Source organism: Pantoea sp. X-Soil-ISGK-285 (assembly GCF_059730815.1).
In genome coordinates, this window is record NZ_AP035938.1 from 670,261 (window position 1) to 688,653 (window position 18,393).

16 protein-coding genes and 1 other annotated feature are annotated in these 18,393 nt (G+C 55.2%); of the genes, 13 read left to right on the forward strand and 3 right to left on the reverse strand.

From position 1 onward, the window contains the following. Positions 1-253 precede the first annotated feature (253 nt). The 5 genes from AC6I8B_RS03070 (at position 254) to thrC (ending at position 5,980) form a co-directional block, all read left to right on the forward strand. Complete coding sequence (locus AC6I8B_RS03070; RefSeq protein WP_497816144.1) at positions 254-958, forward strand: tRNA/rRNA methyltransferase; 705 nt, start codon at positions 254-256, stop codon at positions 956-958. Between the two features lie 188 nt (positions 959-1,146). Further along, positions 1,147-1,215, forward strand: a complete 69-nt coding sequence (gene thrL, locus AC6I8B_RS03075) for a thr operon leader peptide (RefSeq protein WP_071591720.1) — start codon at positions 1,147-1,149, stop codon at positions 1,213-1,215. Continuing rightward, positions 1,154-1,272, forward strand: a sequence feature (Thr leader region). It overlaps the preceding gene by 62 nt. A gap of 26 nt (positions 1,273-1,298) precedes the next feature. Continuing rightward, the gene (gene thrA, locus AC6I8B_RS03080) at positions 1,299-3,761 is read left to right on the forward strand and encodes a bifunctional aspartate kinase/homoserine dehydrogenase I (RefSeq protein ID WP_010671695.1); all 2,463 of its coding nucleotides are present in this window, start codon (positions 1,299-1,301) and stop codon (positions 3,759-3,761) included. 2 nt (positions 3,762-3,763) lie between these two features. Beyond that, positions 3,764-4,693, forward strand: coding sequence for a homoserine kinase (thrB, locus tag AC6I8B_RS03085; RefSeq protein ID WP_010671694.1), 930 nt, complete (start codon positions 3,764-3,766; stop codon positions 4,691-4,693). A gap of 3 nt (positions 4,694-4,696) precedes the next feature. Continuing rightward, positions 4,697-5,980, forward strand: coding sequence for a threonine synthase (gene thrC, locus AC6I8B_RS03090; RefSeq protein ID WP_033769620.1), 1,284 nt, complete (start codon positions 4,697-4,699; stop codon positions 5,978-5,980). A 61-nt stretch (positions 5,981-6,041) separates the two neighbouring features. Here thrC and yaaA read toward each other — a convergent pair whose 3' ends face one another. Then, positions 6,042-6,815, reverse strand: coding sequence for a peroxide stress protein YaaA (gene yaaA / locus AC6I8B_RS03095; RefSeq protein WP_010253688.1), 774 nt, complete (start codon positions 6,813-6,815; stop codon positions 6,042-6,044). 209 nt (positions 6,816-7,024) lie between these two features. Between yaaA and tal the strand changes: the two genes are divergently transcribed. From tal to AC6I8B_RS03110, 3 genes are all read left to right on the forward strand, one after another. After that, entirely contained in the window at positions 7,025-7,978 is a 954-nt protein-coding gene (gene tal, locus AC6I8B_RS03100; protein WP_013356716.1) for a transaldolase, read from the forward strand. A 126-nt stretch (positions 7,979-8,104) separates the two neighbouring features. Next, entirely contained in the window at positions 8,105-8,692 is a 588-nt protein-coding gene (gene mog / locus AC6I8B_RS03105) for a molybdopterin adenylyltransferase (protein WP_010253692.1), read from the forward strand. 106 nt (positions 8,693-8,798) lie between these two features. Further along, the gene (locus AC6I8B_RS03110; RefSeq protein WP_010671691.1) at positions 8,799-10,106 is read left to right on the forward strand and encodes an MFS transporter; all 1,308 of its coding nucleotides are present in this window, start codon (positions 8,799-8,801) and stop codon (positions 10,104-10,106) included. A 52-nt stretch (positions 10,107-10,158) separates the two neighbouring features. On the opposite strand, the gene satP is transcribed toward AC6I8B_RS03110, so the two are convergent. Next, entirely contained in the window at positions 10,159-10,728 is a 570-nt protein-coding gene (gene satP / locus AC6I8B_RS03115; protein ID WP_033770946.1) for an acetate uptake transporter, read from the reverse strand. Positions 10,729-11,030: 302 nt separating this feature from the next. On the opposite strand from satP, the gene dnaK reads away from it, so the two are divergent. The 4 genes from dnaK to nhaR all read left to right on the forward strand — a co-directional run bounded on the left by dnaK (position 11,031) and on the right by nhaR (position 16,829). Continuing rightward, a complete protein-coding gene (gene dnaK / locus AC6I8B_RS03120; protein ID WP_010253698.1) occupies positions 11,031-12,941 on the forward strand; it encodes a molecular chaperone DnaK in 1,911 nt (636 codons plus the stop codon). A 104-nt stretch (positions 12,942-13,045) separates the two neighbouring features. After that, complete coding sequence (gene dnaJ / locus AC6I8B_RS03125; protein ID WP_010253699.1) at positions 13,046-14,191, forward strand: molecular chaperone DnaJ; 1,146 nt, start codon at positions 13,046-13,048, stop codon at positions 14,189-14,191. 520 nt (positions 14,192-14,711) lie between these two features. Beyond that, positions 14,712-15,890 (forward strand): Na+/H+ antiporter NhaA, encoded by a 1,179-nt coding sequence (gene nhaA / locus AC6I8B_RS03130; RefSeq protein WP_010671807.1) that lies wholly within the window; start codon positions 14,712-14,714, stop codon positions 15,888-15,890. A gap of 30 nt (positions 15,891-15,920) precedes the next feature. Further along, positions 15,921-16,829, forward strand: coding sequence for a transcriptional activator NhaR (gene nhaR, locus AC6I8B_RS03135; protein WP_033770947.1), 909 nt, complete (start codon positions 15,921-15,923; stop codon positions 16,827-16,829). Between the two features lie 38 nt (positions 16,830-16,867). Here nhaR and rpsT read toward each other — a convergent pair whose 3' ends face one another. Further along, positions 16,868-17,131 carry a 30S ribosomal protein S20 gene (rpsT, locus tag AC6I8B_RS03140; RefSeq protein ID WP_008925553.1) on the reverse strand — a complete coding sequence of 88 codons (264 nt, stop codon included), beginning with the start codon at positions 17,129-17,131 and terminating at the stop codon, positions 16,868-16,870. Between the two features lie 306 nt (positions 17,132-17,437). Here rpsT and ribF point away from each other — a divergent pair, with 306 nt between their 5' ends. Beyond that, positions 17,438-18,367, forward strand: coding sequence for a bifunctional riboflavin kinase/FAD synthetase (gene ribF, locus AC6I8B_RS03145; protein ID WP_010253714.1), 930 nt, complete (start codon positions 17,438-17,440; stop codon positions 18,365-18,367). The last annotated feature ends 26 nt before the right edge of the window (positions 18,368-18,393 follow it).

Below are 18,393 nucleotides of genomic sequence, written 5' to 3' on the forward strand. Positions count from 1 at the left end.
TCATTTTCGTTACATTTTTTACGCAGTCGGGCCAAAATAAAACCCGCCGGAAATCACATTCTATCTCGTTGAAGTTAAATGGTTTAATAATGATTTCTTTAATAAAGCTCGTTTCAGGGATAAAAAGATTCAGGCCATCACTTTTAACCAGTTTTAACATGGTTAACACACGATTTTCTTATTACCTTCTGGCGACTGAATCATTAACAGCCATGTTAATATGGCGTTATGTTAATGGACCAATGGAATAAATATGCTTTTTCCCCTGATTCTCGTCTCGCCCGCGCGGCCAGAAAATATCGGCGCTGCGGCGCGTGCCATGAAAACCATGGGATTCAGTCAGCTGCGCATCGTTGCCAGTGACGCCTGGCAGGATCCCGCCGCGCGCCGGGTGGCACATGGTGCCGGCGAAATTCTCGACAACGTTCAGACCTTTGCAACCCTGGCCGACGCGTTAGCGGACATCGATTTTTCGGTCGCGACCACCGCGCGCAGCCGGGCAAAGTTTCGTTATTACGCCACACCGGAGCAGGTTGAAACGCAACTGCTGGAGAAACGCCAGTGGGTAAACAGTATGGCGCTGGTGTTTGGCTGCGAAGATAGCGGGCTGACCAACGAGGAGCTGGAGCAGGTAGACCTGCTGACCGGCATCCCGATGGCGAATGACTATCCTTCACTCAATCTCGGACAGGCGGTGATGGTCTACTGCTATCAGCTGTCGAAGCTGAATCAGGTTGAGGCATCAAAAGCCTCTGCGGCGGATGGGCAGCAGTTGCAGGCGCTGCGTCAGCGTTTCCATCAGCTGCTGGCGCAACTGGAGGTCAGTGATGATGAGAAGCTGTCAGACTGGATTGATCAGCGGGTGGGGCTGCTGGAACAGCGCGACAGTGCGATGCTGCATCGTCTGCTGCACGATATTGAAAAAAAACTCACAGATAAATCCTCGGCAAAAAGTTGATTTTACAGCAAAAGATCGCAGGGAATTTCTGCATCGCAACCGATCGAACAGCGTTTTACGCTTTCACCGGTGGCTGTGCGCAGTGGTGGAAATCTGTCCGCCGGACAAATCGGGTTGACTTAATGTGCGCTTTGCTTTACTTCTGGAAGCAAGACGGACAGACAAAAACAGACAGAAAATAAATCTAAATGCGTAAAATCAGCCTGAACACCACAATTATTACCACCACCATTACCACAGGTAACGGTGCGGGCTGACGCATACAGGAAAAACAGAAAATAAGCCCGCACCTAAACAGTGCGGGCTTTTTTTTCGGCTTAAATTCAGGAGAGTTTATATTATGCGAGTGCTGAAATTCGGCGGGACCTCGGTAGCGAATGCGGAGCGGTTTCTTCGCGTCGCTGACATTCTGGAAAGTAATGCGCAACAAGGACAGGTTGCAACCGTGCTCTCTGCGCCAGCAAAGATCACTAACCATCTGGTGGCGATGATTGAAAAAACCATCAGTGGTCAGGATGCTTTGCCGAATATCAGCGACGCCGAACGCATCTTCAGCGAGCTGTTGCAGGGACTGGCTGACGCGCAGCCGGGCTTTGAGTACGATCGACTGAAAACCCGCGTTGACCTGGAGTTTGCGCAGCTGAAGCAGGTTCTGCACGGTATCAGCCTGCTGGGGCAGTGCCCGGACAGCGTCAACGCGGCGATTATCTGCCGCGGTGAAAAACTCTCGATTGCGATCATGGAAGCGCTGCTGCAGGCGCGCGGCCATGAGGTCAGCGTGATCGATCCGGTGGAGAAATTGCTGGCGGTCGGCCACTACCTTGAATCCACTGTTGATATCGCCGAATCAACCCGTCGCATTGAAGCGAGTCAGATTCCGCCGCAGAACATGATCCTGATGGCAGGCTTCACGGCTGGTAACGAGCGAGGCGAGCTGGTCGTACTGGGCCGTAACGGTTCTGACTATTCAGCCGCTGTGCTGGCCGCCTGTCTGCGCGCCGACTGCTGTGAAATCTGGACTGATGTGGATGGCGTCTATACCTGCGATCCGCGTCAGGTGCCGGATGCGCGCCTGCTGAAGTCGATGTCCTATCAGGAGGCGATGGAGCTCTCCTATTTCGGCGCCAAAGTGCTGCATCCCCGCACCATCGCGCCCATTGCCCAGTTCCAGATCCCCTGCCTGATCAAAAACACGGCCAATCCGCAGGCACCCGGCACCCTGATTGGAGCAGAAGGCGAACAGGATGAGAACCCGGTAAAAGGCATCACCAACCTGAATAATATGGCGATGGTCAACGTCTCCGGTCCTGGCATGAAAGGGATGGTCGGGATGGCGGCCAGAGTCTTTGCGGCGATGTCGCGCACCGGCATCTCGGTGGTGCTGATCACCCAATCCTCTTCCGAATACAGCATCAGTTTCTGCGTGCCGCAGAGCGAGCTGGCGCGGGCGCGTCAGGTGCTGGAGGAGGAATTCTATCTGGAGCTGAAAGATGGCCTGCTGGATCCGCTGGATATCATTGAAAACCTGGCGGTGATTTCAGTGGTGGGCGATGGCATGCGCACGCTGCGCGGCATTTCAGCCAAATTCTTCTCGGCGCTGGCGCGCGCCAATATCAATATCGTGGCGATTGCTCAGGGCTCCTCCGAGCGCTCAATCTCGGTGGTGGTGAACAATGATGAAGTGATCACCGGGGTTCGCGTGGTGCATCAGATGCTGTTCGCCACCGATCAGGTAATCGAAGTGTTTGTGGTCGGCGTCGGCGGCGTCGGTGGCGCGCTGCTGGATCAGTTACATCGCCAACAGGCGTGGCTGAAGAAAAAGCATATCGACCTGCGCGTCTGCGGCATCGCTAACTCCCGTGCGCTGTTAACCCACGTCCACGGCATCGATTTAAGCAACTGGCAGGCGGCATTAGGCGAAGCGAAAGAGCCGTTCAATCTCGGTCGTCTTACCCGTCTGGTGAAAGAGTATCACCTGCTCAATCCGGTGATTGTGGATTGTACTTCCAGCCAGGCGGTCGCCGATCAGTATGCTGACTTTCTCAGCGAAGGTTTCCATGTGGTGACGCCAAACAAAAAGGCCAACACCTCCTCCTGGAATTACTATCAGCAGATGCGCGCCGCCGCTGCCAAATCGCGGCGTAAATTCCTCTATGATACCAACGTCGGCGCCGGACTGCCGGTGATCGAAAACCTGCAGAACCTGATGAACGCCGGTGATGAGCTGCTGCGCTTCTCCGGTATCCTCTCTGGCTCGCTGTCCTACATTTTCGGCCAGCTGGATGACGGAATGTCACTGTCGCAGGCGACAACGATGGCGCGTGAGATGGGCTTTACCGAGCCCGATCCGCGTGACGACCTCTCCGGCACCGATGTGGCGCGTAAGCTGCTGATCCTGGCCCGTGAAGCGGGTCATCAGCTGGAGCTGAGCGACATTGAGATTGAGCCGCTGCTGCCCGCCAGCCTGACCGAAATCCAGGACATTGAGCAGTTTATGCAGCGTCTGCCTGAGCTGGATAACGCTTTTGCCGCCCGGGTTGCGCAGGCGCAGGATGAGGGCAAAGTATTGCGCTATGTTGGCGTGATTGAAGAGGGCGGCATCTGCAAAGTGAAGATCGACGCCGTTGACGGCAACGATCCACTCTATAAGGTGAAAAACGGCGAGAATGCGCTGGCGTTTTACAGCCGCTACTATCAACCGATTCCGCTGGTGCTGCGCGGATACGGTGCAGGAAATGATGTCACAGCGGCCGGTGTTTTTGCCGACCTGCTGCGGACGCTGTCATGGAAGTTGGGAGTTTAATCATGGTAAAAATTTACGCACCGGCCTCGATTGGTAACGTCAGCGTCGGCTTCGATGTGCTGGGCGCGGCGGTTTCGCCGGTAGATGGCTCCCTGCTGGGTGACTGCGTCTCCGTGGAAGCGGCAGAGCAGTTTTCACTGACCAACGCCGGACGTTTTGTCAGTAAGCTGCCCGCCGATCCGAAAGAGAATATTGTTTACCAGTGCTGGCAGCGTTTCTGCCAGGAAATCGGCAAAGCGATCCCGGTGGCGATGACGCTGGAGAAGAACATGCCCATCGGCTCCGGGCTGGGTTCCAGCGCCTGCTCGGTGGTGGCCGGTTTAATGGCGATGAACGAGTTTTGCGGCAAGCCTCTCAGCGACAGTACGTTACTGACCCTGATGGGCGAGCTGGAAGGGCGAATCTCCGGCAGCGTGCACTATGATAATGTCGCCCCCTGCTTCCTCGGCGGCATTCAGCTGATGCTGCAGGAAAATGACATCATTAGCCAGGCGGTGCCGGGCTTTGATGACTGGCTGTGGGTGATGGCCTATCCGGGAATTAAAGTCTCAACCGCAGAAGCGCGCGCCATTTTACCGGCGCAGTACCGCAAAGAGGACTGCATCAGGCATGGCCGCTTGCTGGCTGGCTTCATTCACGCCTGCCATACGCGTCAGCCGCAGCTGGCAGCTAAACTTATGCAGGATGTGATTGCCGAACCTTACAGGACCCGGCTGCTGCCAGGCTTCACCGAGGCGCGGCAGGCCGCGAAAGATATTGGCGCACTGGCGTGCGGTATCTCAGGCTCTGGTCCGACACTTTTCGCCGTTTGCAATCAGATGGAAACGGCACAGCGGATGGCTGACTGGCTGAGCCAGCACTATCTGCAGAATGATGAAGGCTTCGTCCATATCTGCCGTCTCGACACGGCTGGCGCACGACAATTGGGATAACGCATGAAACTCTACAATCTTAAGGATCACAACGAGCAGGTCAGCTTCGCCCAGGCGGTGAAACAGGGTCTGGGTTCGCAGCAGGGTCTGTTCTTTCCGCTGGAACTGCCGGAGTTTGAACTGACCGACATCGACGCGATGCTGGAGATGGATTTTGTCAGCCGCAGCAGCAAAATTCTCTCGGCTTTCATTGGTGACGAGATTCCGGCCCAGCAGCTGCATGAGCGTGTTAAAGCCGCTTTTGCTTTTCCGGCCCCGGTCAAAGCCGTCAGCGAAGATATCGCCTGTCTGGAGTTGTTCCACGGCCCGACGCTGGCGTTTAAAGATTTCGGCGGCCGTTTTATGGCGCAGATGCTGTCGTATGTCTCAGGCTCAGATGAGCAGATCACCATTCTCACTGCCACCTCCGGTGATACCGGCGCGGCCGTGGCGCACGCCTTTTACGGCATGAAGAACGTGCGCGTGGTGATCCTCTATCCGCAGGGCAAAATCAGTCCGCTGCAGGAGAAACTCTTCTGTACTCTGGGCGGCAACATCGAAACCATCTCTATCGACGGCGATTTTGATGCCTGCCAGTCGCTGGTGAAACAGGCGTTTGATGATGAAGATCTGAAGCGCGCGATTGGCCTGAACTCGGCTAACTCCATCAATATCAGCCGCCTGCTGGCGCAGATCTGCTACTACTTTGAAGCGGTCGCGCAGCTGCCACAGGAAAAACGTAATCAGCTGGTGGTGTCAGTGCCGAGCGGCAACTTTGGTGATTTGACCGCCGGTCTGCTGGCGAAATCGCTGGGCCTGCCGATCAAACGCTTTATCGCCGCCACCAACGCCAACGACACGGTGCCGCGCTTCCTGGGCAACGGCGAGTGGCAGCCAAACCAGACGGTCTCTACGCTGTCGAATGCCATGGATGTCAGCCAGCCTAATAACTGGCCGCGTGTGGAAGAGCTGTTCCGCCGTAAAACCTGGCGCTTAACCGATCTGGCCTGTGGTGCGGTCTCGGATGAGACCACGCGCGCCGCCATGCGTGAACTGGCTGAGATGGGCTACATTTCCGAGCCGCATGCCGCCATCGCCTGGCGTCTGTTGCGCGATCAGCTGCAGGAAGGGGAGTATGGTGTGTTCCTGGGAACCGCGCATCCGGCGAAATTCCGCGAAAGTGTGGAAGCGATCCTTGAACAGACCCTGACGCTGCCGCCGGAGTTAGCGGAGCGCGCCGACCTGCCGCTGCTGTCGCATCAGATGAAGGGTGATTTCGCCTCGCTGCGGGCGTTTCTGCTGAAGTAAACCTGTGAAAGGCTTCCCGGTTGCGGGAAGCCTGTTTGTGGAAAGCAGAGGGCGCGGGGTGTTACTGCTCTGCGCGCTTAAAGACCAGCTCGCTCTCGCTGCTGCTGGCTGCATCAAAACGATAGCCATCCAGATCAAACGCCTTAAGCTGTTCCGGCTTCGTCAGGCGCTGCTGAATCACATAGCGACTCATTAATCCACGCGCCTTTTTGGCATAGAAGCTAATCACTTTGTAACTGCCATTCTTCTCGTCGAGGAACACCGGCTTAATCATCTGTGCCCGCAGCGTCTTCGGCTTAACCGCCCGGAAATATTCGTCCGAGGCGAGGTTGATCAGCACCTCATCGCCCTGTTCCGCCAGCGCGGCATTCAGCGTTTCAGTGATGAGATCGCCCCAGAAGGTGTAGAGATCTTTGCCCGCCGGATTCGCCAGGCGAATGCCCATCTCCAGACGGTAAGGCTGCATTAAATCGAGTGGACGCAGTACGCCATACAGGCCTGACAACATACGCAGGTGCTGCTGAGCAAAATCGAAATCCTGATCGCTGAAGGTCTCTGCCTGTAAACCGGTGTAGACATCACCTTTGAATGCCAGGATCGCCTGACGGGCATTCTTAGGGGAAAAATCGGGCTGCCAGCTGTTGAAGCGCTCGGCATTGAGGTGCGCCAGTTTATCGCTGATGCCCATTAACGAGGCGATGCTAGCGGGTGACAGCTCGCGCGCAATTTCAATCAGCTGTTGTGACTTTTCTAACAGCGCAGGCTGGGTGAAACGCGTTGTCGCCAGCGGGCTTTCATAATCCAGCGTCTTGGCGGGAGAGATCACCATCAACATAGTTGCTTCCTCGGTTAATGCCTGGTTTAACAGGGCATTGGCTGCTTATCAGGCTTCGCAGTGTACCAAAAAAGCCGCAAAGAATGACGAATCACACCTATTTGTTCGCGCTATCGTAAACGGCATTCCCTGACCTTGCGCCACCGTTGCCGCGTGATATTATCGCAACAGCCTTTTTTCACACTGACAGTTAACTAAGAGAAAAGAACATGACGGACAAACTTACCTCCCTGCGTCAGCTCACCACCGTCGTCGCCGACACCGGTGATATTGCAGCCATGAAGCTGTATCAGCCACAAGACGCCACCACCAACCCTTCTCTGATTCTCAACGCCGCGCAAATTCCTGAATACCGTAAACTGATCGATGAAGCGATCGGCTGGGCGCGTGAGCAGAGCAGCAACAAAGAAGAGCAGCTGCAGCTGGTTTCTGACAAGCTGGCCGTGAACATTGGTCTGGAAATCCTCAAACTGATCCCAGGCCGCATCTCGACGGAAGTGGATGCGCGTCTCTCTTACGACACTGAAGGCAGCATCGCCAAAGCCCGCAGCCTGATCAAACTCTACAATGATGCCGGTATCAGCAACGACCGCATCCTGATCAAACTGGCCTCTACCTGGCAGGGCATCCGTGCTGCAGAGCAGCTGGAAAAAGAGGGTATCAACTGTAACCTGACGCTGCTGTTCTCCTTTGCTCAGGCGCGTGCCTGTGCTGAAGCGGGCGTGTTCCTGATCTCTCCGTTTGTTGGCCGTATCCTCGACTGGTACAAAGCCAACACCGACAAGAAAGAGTATGCCGCGCACGAAGATCCAGGCGTGGTTTCAGTTTCTGAAATCTACAACTACTACAAGCAGCACGGCTATGAAACCGTGGTGATGGGCGCCAGCTTCCGTAACGTCGGCGAAATCATCGAGCTGGCTGGCTGTGACCGCCTGACCATTTCTCCTGCGCTACTGAAAGAGCTGGCGGAGAGCGAAGGCACCCTGGAGCGTAAACTGAGCTACAGCGGCGAAGTGAAAGCGCGTCCGGCCCGCATGACCGAGTCTGAGTTCCTGTGGCAGCACAACCAGGATCCTATGGCGGTTGCGAAGCTGGCAGAAGGTATCCGCAATTTTGCCGTTGATCAGGGCAAACTTGAGAAGATGCTGGCAGAACTGCTGTAATCTGTTGACCGTGGCGGCGCAGGCTGCCACGGTTTTCCCTTTTCCGACCCTTTCACTTTATATTATCCTCTCGGCTATTCCCCTTTTACTCCAACCGCACCGCGGTAAATCACAGCGAAGCTAATCATGAATACATTACGCATTGGCCTGATCTCGGTCTCCGATCGCGCCGCGAACGGCATTTATCAGGATCAGGGTATTCCCGCGCTGGAGAGCTGGCTCGGCAGCGCAATCAGCAGCCCGTTTGAGATTGAGTCCCGACTGGTGCCCGACGAGCAGCCGATGATTGAGCAGGCGATTTGCGAACTGGTCGATGAACGTTTTTGCCATCTGGTGTTAACCACTGGCGGCACCGGTCCGGCCCGACGTGATGTCACGCCCGATGCCACCTTAGCCGTTGCCGATCGTGAAATGCCTGGTTTTGGTGAGCAGATGCGCCAGATTAGCCTGCAGTTCGTGCCGACCGCGATTCTGTCGCGTCAGGTCGGGGTGATCCGCAAACAGTCGCTGATCCTCAATCTGCCTGGTCAGCCGAAGTCGATCAAAGAGACGCTGGAAGGGCTGAAGGATGAGCAGGGCAACGTAAAAGTTCACGGCATCTTTGCATCTGTACCTTATTGTTTACAGTTGCTGGAAGGGCCTTACGTCGAAACGCATTCCAGCGTAGTAGCAGCATTTCGGCCTAAAAGCGCGATACGTGAGATAAATAACTAAATATTCCCCATTTCAGGCATAAGCTATAGCCTTGCTGGTGTGGCAAAAGATTGACGGTATAGTAATAAGATCTTTACAACTTTATCTCTTTTGCCTCTGGAATATTATGAATCCGACTCACACTCAGCGTCTGACCGGTAAGGATTACAAGACCCTGGCGCTGGCCGCGCTGGGCGGCGCGCTGGAATTCTACGACTTCATCATCTTCGTTTTCTTCGCCACCGTGATTGGCGAACTCTTTTTCCCTTCGGATATCCCGGAATGGCTGCGTCAGTTGCAGACGTTTGCCATTTTTGCCGCAGGCTATCTGGCTCGTCCGCTGGGCGGCATCGTGATGGCGCATTTTGGCGATAAGCTCGGGCGCAAAAAGATGTTCAGCCTGAGCATTCTGCTGATGGCGCTGCCGACCCTGATGATGGGCGCTTTACCCACCTGGCAGACGATTGGCATTGCTGCGCCACTGCTGATGCTGCTGATGCGGATGTTACAGGGCGCGGCGATTGGCGGTGAAGTGCCGGGCGCCTGGGTGTTTGTCGCGGAACACGTGCCCTATAAACGTATCGGCATCGCCTGCGGCACGCTGACGGCCGGGCTGACTATCGGCATTTTACTGGGTTCGCTGGTGGCCACGCTGATCAATACCTCAATGTCGCAGCAGGCGATCCATGATGGCGGCTGGCGCATCCCATTCTTCCTCGGCGGCGTGTTCGGGCTGGTCGCGATGTACCTGCGCCGCTGGCTGCATGAAACACCGGTGTTTATTGAGATGCAGCAGCGTAAAGCGCTGGCTGAAACTCTGCCGCTGAAGACCGTGCTGGCAGAGCATAAAAAGTCGATTGTCATCTCTATGCTGCTGACCTGGCTGCTCTCCGCCTGCATCGTGGTGGTGATCCTGATGTCGCCGGTCTGGCTGCAAAAACAGCAGGGCATCGCGCCTGCGCTGACCCTGCAGGCCAACAGCATCGCCACCGTGATGCTCTGCATTGGCTGCATTATTGCCGGACTCGCGGCCGATCGCTTTGGTGCCAGTCGTACGCTGTGTGTCGGCAGCCTGCTGCTGGCGATCTGTAGCTGGCAGTTTTATCACCTGACCGCCCTCTATCCACAGCAGCTCTTCCTGCTTTATGGCGTGGCGGGTCTCAGCGTCGGTATCGTCGGCGTGGTGCCCTTTGTGATGGTGCGCGCCTTTCCGGCAGAAGTGCGTTTTACCGGACTCTCATTTTCCTACAACCTCTCCTATGCGATCTTTGGCGGGCTGACACCCATCTTTGTGTCGCTGCTGATGAACGTCTCAGAGATGGCACCCTGCTGGTATGTGATGGCGCTGGCGCTGGTGGGATTGCTGACGGGGATCTGGCTGCGGCGTGATGTCAGCCACGAGCCTGGCCTGCAGCAGGGGATTAACTCTTTGTAATGCGGGGACGCGGAGCCTGGCTCCGCGTCTTTTTTTATGTGTAAAAGCAGGCTTAAAGCGATTTCGCGCCAATCGGCAGAATAGTGCGGCCAAAGGTTTCGTTCAGCACTTCACCCATCGCCAGATAGCAGGCGCTGGCTCCACAGAGTATCCCGACCCAGCCCGCGGAGACCACCAGCGCCGGCAGGTGCATAAGATGGGCCACGGCCAGCAGCAGAAACAGCAGCGAGAGCGAGCCGAAAACAAACTGCAGCATCCGCGCACCTCTCAGCGTACCGACGAACATAAACAGCGTGAAAATGCCCCACAGTGCCAGCCAGGCTCCCAGGAAACGTTCGTCTGGCGCTTTTGCCAGACCCATTTCAGGTAACAGCAGAATCGCCACAAAGCTTAACCAGAACATGCCGTAAGAGGTAAAGGCGGTCAGCCCGAAAGTGTTGTTCTTTTTAAACTCCAGCAGACCGGCCAGCACCTGTGCAATCCCGCCATAAAAAATGCCCATGGCTAAAATCGCCACGTCCATGGCAAACAGGCCCGTGTTGTGCAGGTTCAGCAAAATGGTCGTCATGCCAAATCCCATTAATCCCAGCGGGGCAGGGTTAGCCAGCGTTGAATTTGCCATAGTTCCTCGGCAGTAAAATGATCGTTGATGTAATAAACGGATTTCGTCCTGCTCCCTGAGGGGAACAAGGCGACGCATCATATTCAGCGTTGTGGCAGCGTTCTTTGATCCCGACAGGGCCAAAGGTAAAAATTTTTTTTTGGTTTAGCCCTTGATGCGCATCGAAGCGGCCCCATTTACTTGTCATCGAGCGTTGTGAACGTTGGAAAAAAAGCATGTGCTGGCAGTTGAATGCAAACAACCCGCCCACATAAAAGGTTCACAACCCAAATTGGCAACGAATTTAAGTGGGAGATGTTTAGATGGGTAAGATTATTGGTATTGACCTGGGTACAACCAACTCTTGTGTTGCGATCATGGATGGCACTAAAGCACGCGTGCTGGAAAATGCCGAGGGCGATCGCACCACGCCTTCAATTATTGCGTATACACAGGATGGCGAAATTCTGGTCGGTCAACCGGCTAAACGTCAGGCAGTGACCAACCCGCAGAATACCCTGTTCGCAATTAAGCGTCTGATCGGTCGTCGCTTCCAGGACGAAGAAGTACAGCGTGATATTAAAATCATGCCGTACAAAATCACCGGCGCTGACAACGGCGACGCATGGCTGGAAGTGAAAGGTCAGAGAATGGCACCACCGCAGATCTCTGCTGAAGTGCTGAAGAAAATGAAAAAGACCGCCGAAGATTACCTCGGTGAGCCAGTGACTGAAGCGGTTATTACCGTACCTGCTTACTTCAACGATGCGCAGCGTCAGGCAACCAAAGACGCCGGCCGTATCGCAGGTCTGGAAGTCAAACGTATCATTAACGAACCGACTGCTGCTGCACTGGCATACGGTCTGGATAAAGGCCAGGGTAACCGCACCATCGCGGTTTATGACCTGGGTGGCGGCACCTTCGATATCTCAATCATTGAGATCGACGAAGTTGACGGCGAAAAAACCTTTGAAGTTCTGGCGACCAACGGTGATACCCACCTGGGTGGTGAAGACTTCGATAGCCGCCTGATTAACTATCTGGTTGCTGAATTCAAGAAAGACCAGGGCATCGATCTGCACAACGATCCACTGGCGATGCAGCGTCTGAAAGAAGCGGCAGAGAAAGCGAAAATCGAACTTTCTTCTGCACAGCAGACCGACGTTAACCTGCCATACATCACGGCAGATGCGACTGGTCCTAAGCACCTGAACATCAAAGTGACCCGCTCTAAACTGGAGTCACTGGTTGAAGATCTGGTTGCTCGCTCAATCGCGCCACTGAAAGTTGCGCTGCAGGATGCGGGTCTGTCTGTTTCAGACATCAACGACGTTATCCTGGTGGGTGGTCAGACTCGTATGCCACTGGTTCAGGCCAAAGTGACTGAGTTCTTCGGTAAAGAGCCACGTAAAGACGTGAACCCGGACGAAGCGGTCGCGGTTGGTGCTGCGGTTCAGGGTGGTGTACTGGGTGGCGACGTGAAAGACGTGCTGCTGCTGGACGTTACCCCGCTGTCACTGGGTATCGAAACCATGGGTGGCGTGATGACTTCGCTGATCAGCAAGAACACCACCATCCCAACCAAGCACAGCCAGGTCTTCTCGACTGCTGAAGATAACCAGTCAGCCGTGACCATTCACGTGCTGCAGGGTGAGCGTAAGCGCGCCAATGACAACAAGTCACTGGGCCAGTTCAACCTCGACGGTATCCAGAACGCGCCACGCGGTCTGCCGCAGATCGAAGTGACCTTCGACATCGATGCGGATGGTATCCTGCACGTGTCGGCGAAAGATAAGAACAGCGGTAAAGAGCAGAAAATCACCATCAAAGCCTCTTCAGGTCTGAGCGATGAAGAGATCCAGAAAATGGTGCGTGATGCGGAAGCGAACGCTGAATCTGACCGCAAGTTTGAAGAGCTGGTACAGACGCGTAACCAGGGCGATCAGATTGCCCACAGCACGCGTAAGCAGCTGGAAGAAGCGGGCGACAAACTGTCAGCTGATGACAAAGCGCCAATCGAAGCCGCTCTGGCCGCGCTGGAAACTGCGCTGAGAGGCGAAGACAAAGCGGAAATCGACGCCAAAATGCAGGCGCTGATGGAAGTGTCCGGCAAACTGATGGAAGCAGCACAGCAGTCTCAGGCGGGTGCAGCGGATGCCGGTGACGCGTCAGCGAAGAAAGATGACGACGTTGTCGATGCTGAATTCGAAGAAGTGAAAGACAACAAGAAATAATTGCCCCTGACCGGGCGCGACGGTTGGCCTGACAGCCGTTGAAACCAGCACGGGCGTAGGAGATCTCTCCACGCCCGTGCGATCATGTTAAGGGCTAAATAAACATGGCGAAGAGTGATTACTACGAGATTTTAGGCGTCGCCAAATCCGCGGACGAGCGTGAAATCAAAAAGGCTTACAAACGCCTGGCAATGAAATTTCACCCGGACCGTAATCCCGGTGACAAAGAAGCCGAAGCCAAATTCAAAGAGGTCAAGGAAGCGTACGAAATCCTGACCGATGCGCAGAAGCGTGCGGCCTACGATCAATATGGTCATGCAGCCTTTGAACAGGGCGGTATGGGTGGCGGTGGATACGGCGGCGGCGGCTTTGGTGGTGGCGGCGCAGACTTCAGCGATATCTTTGGCGACGTGTTCGGTGACATCTTTGGTGGTGGACGCCGTCAGCGCGCCTCCCGTGGCGCCGATTTACGCTACAACATGGAGCTGTCGCTGGAAGAAGCGGTACGCGGCGTGACCAAAGAGATCCGCATTCCAACGCTGGAAGAGTGTGATGTCTGCCACGGCAGCGGCGCGAAAGCGGGAACGCAGCCACAAACCTGTTCAACCTGTCACGGTGCAGGCCAGGTGCAGATGCGCCAGGGCTTCTTCACCGTTCAGCAGGCCTGTCCGACCTGTCATGGTCGCGGCTCGGTGATTAAAGATCCGTGCAACGCCTGTCATGGTCATGGCCGTGTTGAGAAGTCGAAAACGCTGTCAGTGAAAATCCCGGCAGGGGTCGACACAGGCGATCGCATTCGTCTGAGCGGCGAAGGCGAAGCGGGCGAGCAGGGCGCACCAGCAGGCGATCTCTACGTTCAGGTCTCGGTGAAGAAACACCCGATCTTCGAACGTGAAGAGAACAATCTCTACTGTGAAGTGCCGATCAACTTTGCGATGGCAGCGCTGGGCGGTGAGATTGAAGTACCGACCCTGGATGGTCGCGTGAAGCTGAAAGTGCCCTCAGAAACTCAGACCGGCAAGCTGTTCCGCATGCGCGGACGTGGCGTGAAATCTGTGCGTGGCGGCGCGGTCGGCGATCTGCTGTGTCGTGTCGTGGTGGAAACACCGGTCAGCCTGAATGAGAAACAGAAAGCGCTGTTGCGTGAACTGGAAGAGAGTTTTGGCGGCCCGAGCGGCGAGCATAACAGCCCACGCTCCAAGAGCTTTTTCGACGGCGTGAAAAAATTCTTTGATGATCTGACTCGTTAAGTCTGCCTGATAAAAAGCGGAGCCCCGGCTCTGATGCTGATCAGTTTAGATTAGATTTGTAAAGGCTGTCACGGTCAAACGTGGCAGCTTTTTTTTGGGCGAGCGAGCCGCAGTGCGGGCCAGCGCACCTCTGCTGCTGCCGGGCCGTCCTCGCGCCGCTCACGCGGTACCTTCGGCTTTGACGTCGTGCCGACGAACCGTTCGGGGATCGGCCCTCCCTGGCCGGCCCCGAACTGTCCACGCTTCACGGCGTGGACTTCTGGCCCGGCACCAGACTGCGTTATCACCTGTCGCTTAACTGACTGGCATTAGAGCCCCGGCTCCGCTTTTTTTACTTTAAATCCCCTGCCTGTGATGGCTGCATTATCTCTCCCTCACCGCAGCACTCATAAAAAAGCCGACGTTTACTGCTGCTACTGCTCGGCGAAACCGAGCATATAGCGCGGTATAAGCTGCTTTTAACGAACTATATGAATCGTTACACTGTTTAACATTCTGTCTCTGCTCAGGAAGATGAACGTTGAACAAGCCGCGCAAATTAAAAAATCTGCTAAAAAGTTTTATTGAAAGTGATGCCAGCAATGGCGTGATGTTGATCGTGGCGGCGGTCGCGGCGATGATCCTCGCCAATACGGCCGCTACCGCCCAGGGTTACCAGGCGTTGCTGAATGAACCGGTACAAATCCGCTTCGGAGCGCTGGATATCAGCAAAAACTTGCTGTTGTGGATCAACGATGCGCTGATGGCGCTTTTCTTTCTGGTTATTGGCCTGGAAGTAAAGCGTGAGTTGATGGTCGGAGAACTTGCCAGCCGTGACAAGGCTATCTTCCCGGTCATCGCGGCAATAGGCGGCATGGCGTTACCCGCCCTGATCTTCCTGCTTTTCAACCATGGTGATGAGATTGCACGTAACGGCTGGGCCATTCCCACCGCAACCGATATCGCTTTTGCGCTGGGTGTGCTGGCCCTTCTGGGCAGCCGTGTTCCCGTTGCGCTGAAAGTCTTTCTGATGGCACTGGCGATTATTGATGACCTGGGTGCCATTGTGATTATCGCTCTGTTCTATACCAGTGACCTCTCAGTGCTCTCCCTGTGCGTGGCTGCTGGCGCAATTGTCGTGCTGGCACTCCTGAACCGCTTTAACGTCCGTAGAATCTCAGTCTACATACTAGTGGGTATCATACTCTGGACCGCCGTGCTGAAGTCGGGCGTCCACGCAACCCTGGCTGGCGTCATTGTGGGCTTCTTCGTGCCTCTGGAGAAGAAAGAGGGGCACTCTCCAGCGGAACATCTGGCGCATGGTCTGATGCCGTGGGTGAACTGGATGATTCTGCCGCTGTTTGCCTTTGCTAATGCCGGTATCTCACTTGCTGGCATTACGCTGAGTGATGTCCTCTCGCCTGAACCGTCAGGCATCATCTTCGGCCTGTTAATCGGTAAGCCATTAGGCATTACGCTCTTCTGCTGGCTGGCGGTAAAACTGCGGCTGGCAGTATTACCCAACGGCACAACCATACGCGATATTATGGCGATTGGTGTGCTGTGCGGAATTGGCTTCACTATGTCAATTTTTATCAGTTCGCTGGCCTTTGATGCCGCGCATGAACAGCTGGTGACCTTTTCTAAACTGGGCATACTGACCGGCTCTCTGCTTTCAGCCGTCATCGGCTATACGCTGCTGCGAATTAAACTGCGTTAATGGGGAGGAGGCGAAAGCCTCCTTTTTGCTATGAATCAGCTCAATTTCAATCATCTCTACTACTTCTGGCACGCCTGCCGTGCGGGATCAATTACGGCGGCAGCAGAGGCACTCTCCCTGACGCCGCAGACCATTACCGGGCAGATTAAGGCACTGGAGGAGCGCCTGCAGGGCAAGCTTTTCCGGCGTCAGGGACGGGGCCTAGTACCGACTGAACTGGGGCAGCTGGTTTTTCGCTATGCTGACCGCATGTTTATGCTGAGTCAGGAGATGCTGGATATTGTGAATTACCGCAAAGAGTCTCATCTGCTACTGGATGTTGGCGTGGCAGATGCGCTCTCAAAGCAGCTGGTCAGCAAGGTGCTGGAGACGGCGGTGGTCGCAGAGGAGAAAATTCATCTGCGCTGTTTTGAATCGACCCACGAAATGCTGCTGGAGCAGCTCAGTCAGCACAAGCTGGATATGATTATCTCTGACTGCTCCATCGACCCCACCCAACAGGAAGGGCTATTTTCGGTGAAGCTGGGGGAATGCCCGATCAGCTTCTGGTCAACCCAGCCGCTCAGCGATCTCTCTTTTCCGGCCTGCCTGGAGACGCGTCCCCTGCTGATTCCGGGGCGCCGCTCCATGCTGGGGCGCAAAATCCTCAACTGGATCAGCACCCAGGGAGTGCAGGTGGAGATTCTCGGTGAGTTTGATGATGCGGCACTGATGACGGCGTTTGGTGCGCGACAGAATGCGATTTTTGTCGCGCCTTTGCTGGAGATGGGTCAACGTGAGGGGATATATGAAGTCGGGCGGCTCGACGCGGTATCAGAGGAGTATCACATACTCTTCGCGGAGCGGATGATTCAGCATCCGGCGGTGCAGCGACTCTGTCACGCAGACTTCAGCGAACTCTTTCCCCGCCAGGGTACAGACGAAAAAAAACCGGCGTAAGCGCCGGCTTTTTTAACAAAGCGATTAACAACAGGCGATTAAGCCAGTTTGTTGATCTGTGCAGTCAGGTTAGACTTATAACGTGCAGCTTTGTTCTTGTGGATCAGACCTTTAGCAGCCTGACGGTCCACGAGTGGTTGCATTTCATTGAATGCGTTCTGCGCAGCAGCTTTGTCGCCTGAAGCGATCGCCGCGTATACTTTCTTAACGAAGGTACGCATCATAGAGCGGCGGCTAGCGTTATGCTTACGGCGTTTCTCAGATGTTACGGCGCGTTTCTTAGCTGATTTGATATTAGCCAAGGTACAACTCCCAAATGTGTTCTATAGAGACAAATCAAAGGCCGAGGACTATGCCCTTCTAACCTGATTTTGTCAATGGATTTGTGCAAATAAGCGTCGCCCTGAGAGCGGCACTCGGTTACGTATTTGATGGCGCAGGATTCTACCAGCTTCCCCTCGCTGAATACAGTATTTCGCGACAAAATTCTTAACATGCGCTTCTGCAACAGGAAATGCAGCGCCTAAAGCATGAAAGGCGTGCTGACGGGTTAACCTGAGTCGCTTTCAAGGGTATAATCCGCCGATTTCCACCGGTTTGGGCCAGCCATGAAGTTTATCCGCGGTATTCATAATCTTAACGAGCAGCATCGCGGCTGCGTTCTGACCATTGGTAATTTCGATGGCGTGCACCGTGGGCATCAGGCGCTGATGTCGCGGCTGTGTGAAGAGGGACGTAAGCGCAATCTGCCGGTGGTGGTCATGGTTTTTGAGCCACAGCCGCTGGAGCTGTTTGCCGGTGACAAAGCGCCGGCTCGTCTGACGCGTCTGCGTGAAAAACTGCGATACATGGCGGAAGCCGGCGTCGATAAAGTGTTGTGCGTGCGGTTCGACCGTCGCTTTGCGGCCTTGTCCGCCCAGCGTTTTATCAGTGACCTGTTAGTCGAAAAGCTGGACGTAAAGTACCTTGCGGTAGGCGATGATTTCCGCTTCGGCGCTGGTCGCCAGGGTGATTTCCTGTTATTACAGAAAGCCGGTGCGGAGTACGGCTTTGAGGTCGTCAGCACCGAAACCTTCTGTGATGGCGGTAAGCGAATCAGCAGTACTGCCGTGCGTCAGGCGCTGGCCGTGGATGATTTAGCGCTGGCGCAGTCGCTGCTTGGTCACCCTTTCACTATTTCCGGCCGCGTTGTGCACGGTGATGCACTGGGACGCACGCTGGGTTTCCCCACGGCGAACCTCCCTTTACGCCGCAGCGTCTCGCCGGTGAAAGGGGTTTATGCGGTAGAGGTACGGGGTCTGACGCCCGAGCCACTGCCAGGTGTCGCCAATATCGGCACCCGTCCGACCGTAAAAGGTTTACGCCAGCAGCTTGAAGTTCACCTGCTCGACATCAATATGGATCTCTATGGTCGTCACATTGATGTGGTGCTGAAACAGAAAATACGAAACGAGCAGCGCTTTGCCTCACTGGAGGCGTTGAAAGAACAAATTGCGAACGATGTGGTAACGGCCCGGCAGTTCTTTGGGCTGCTTTAACCTGAGCGAAAAACGGAATCGAGAAT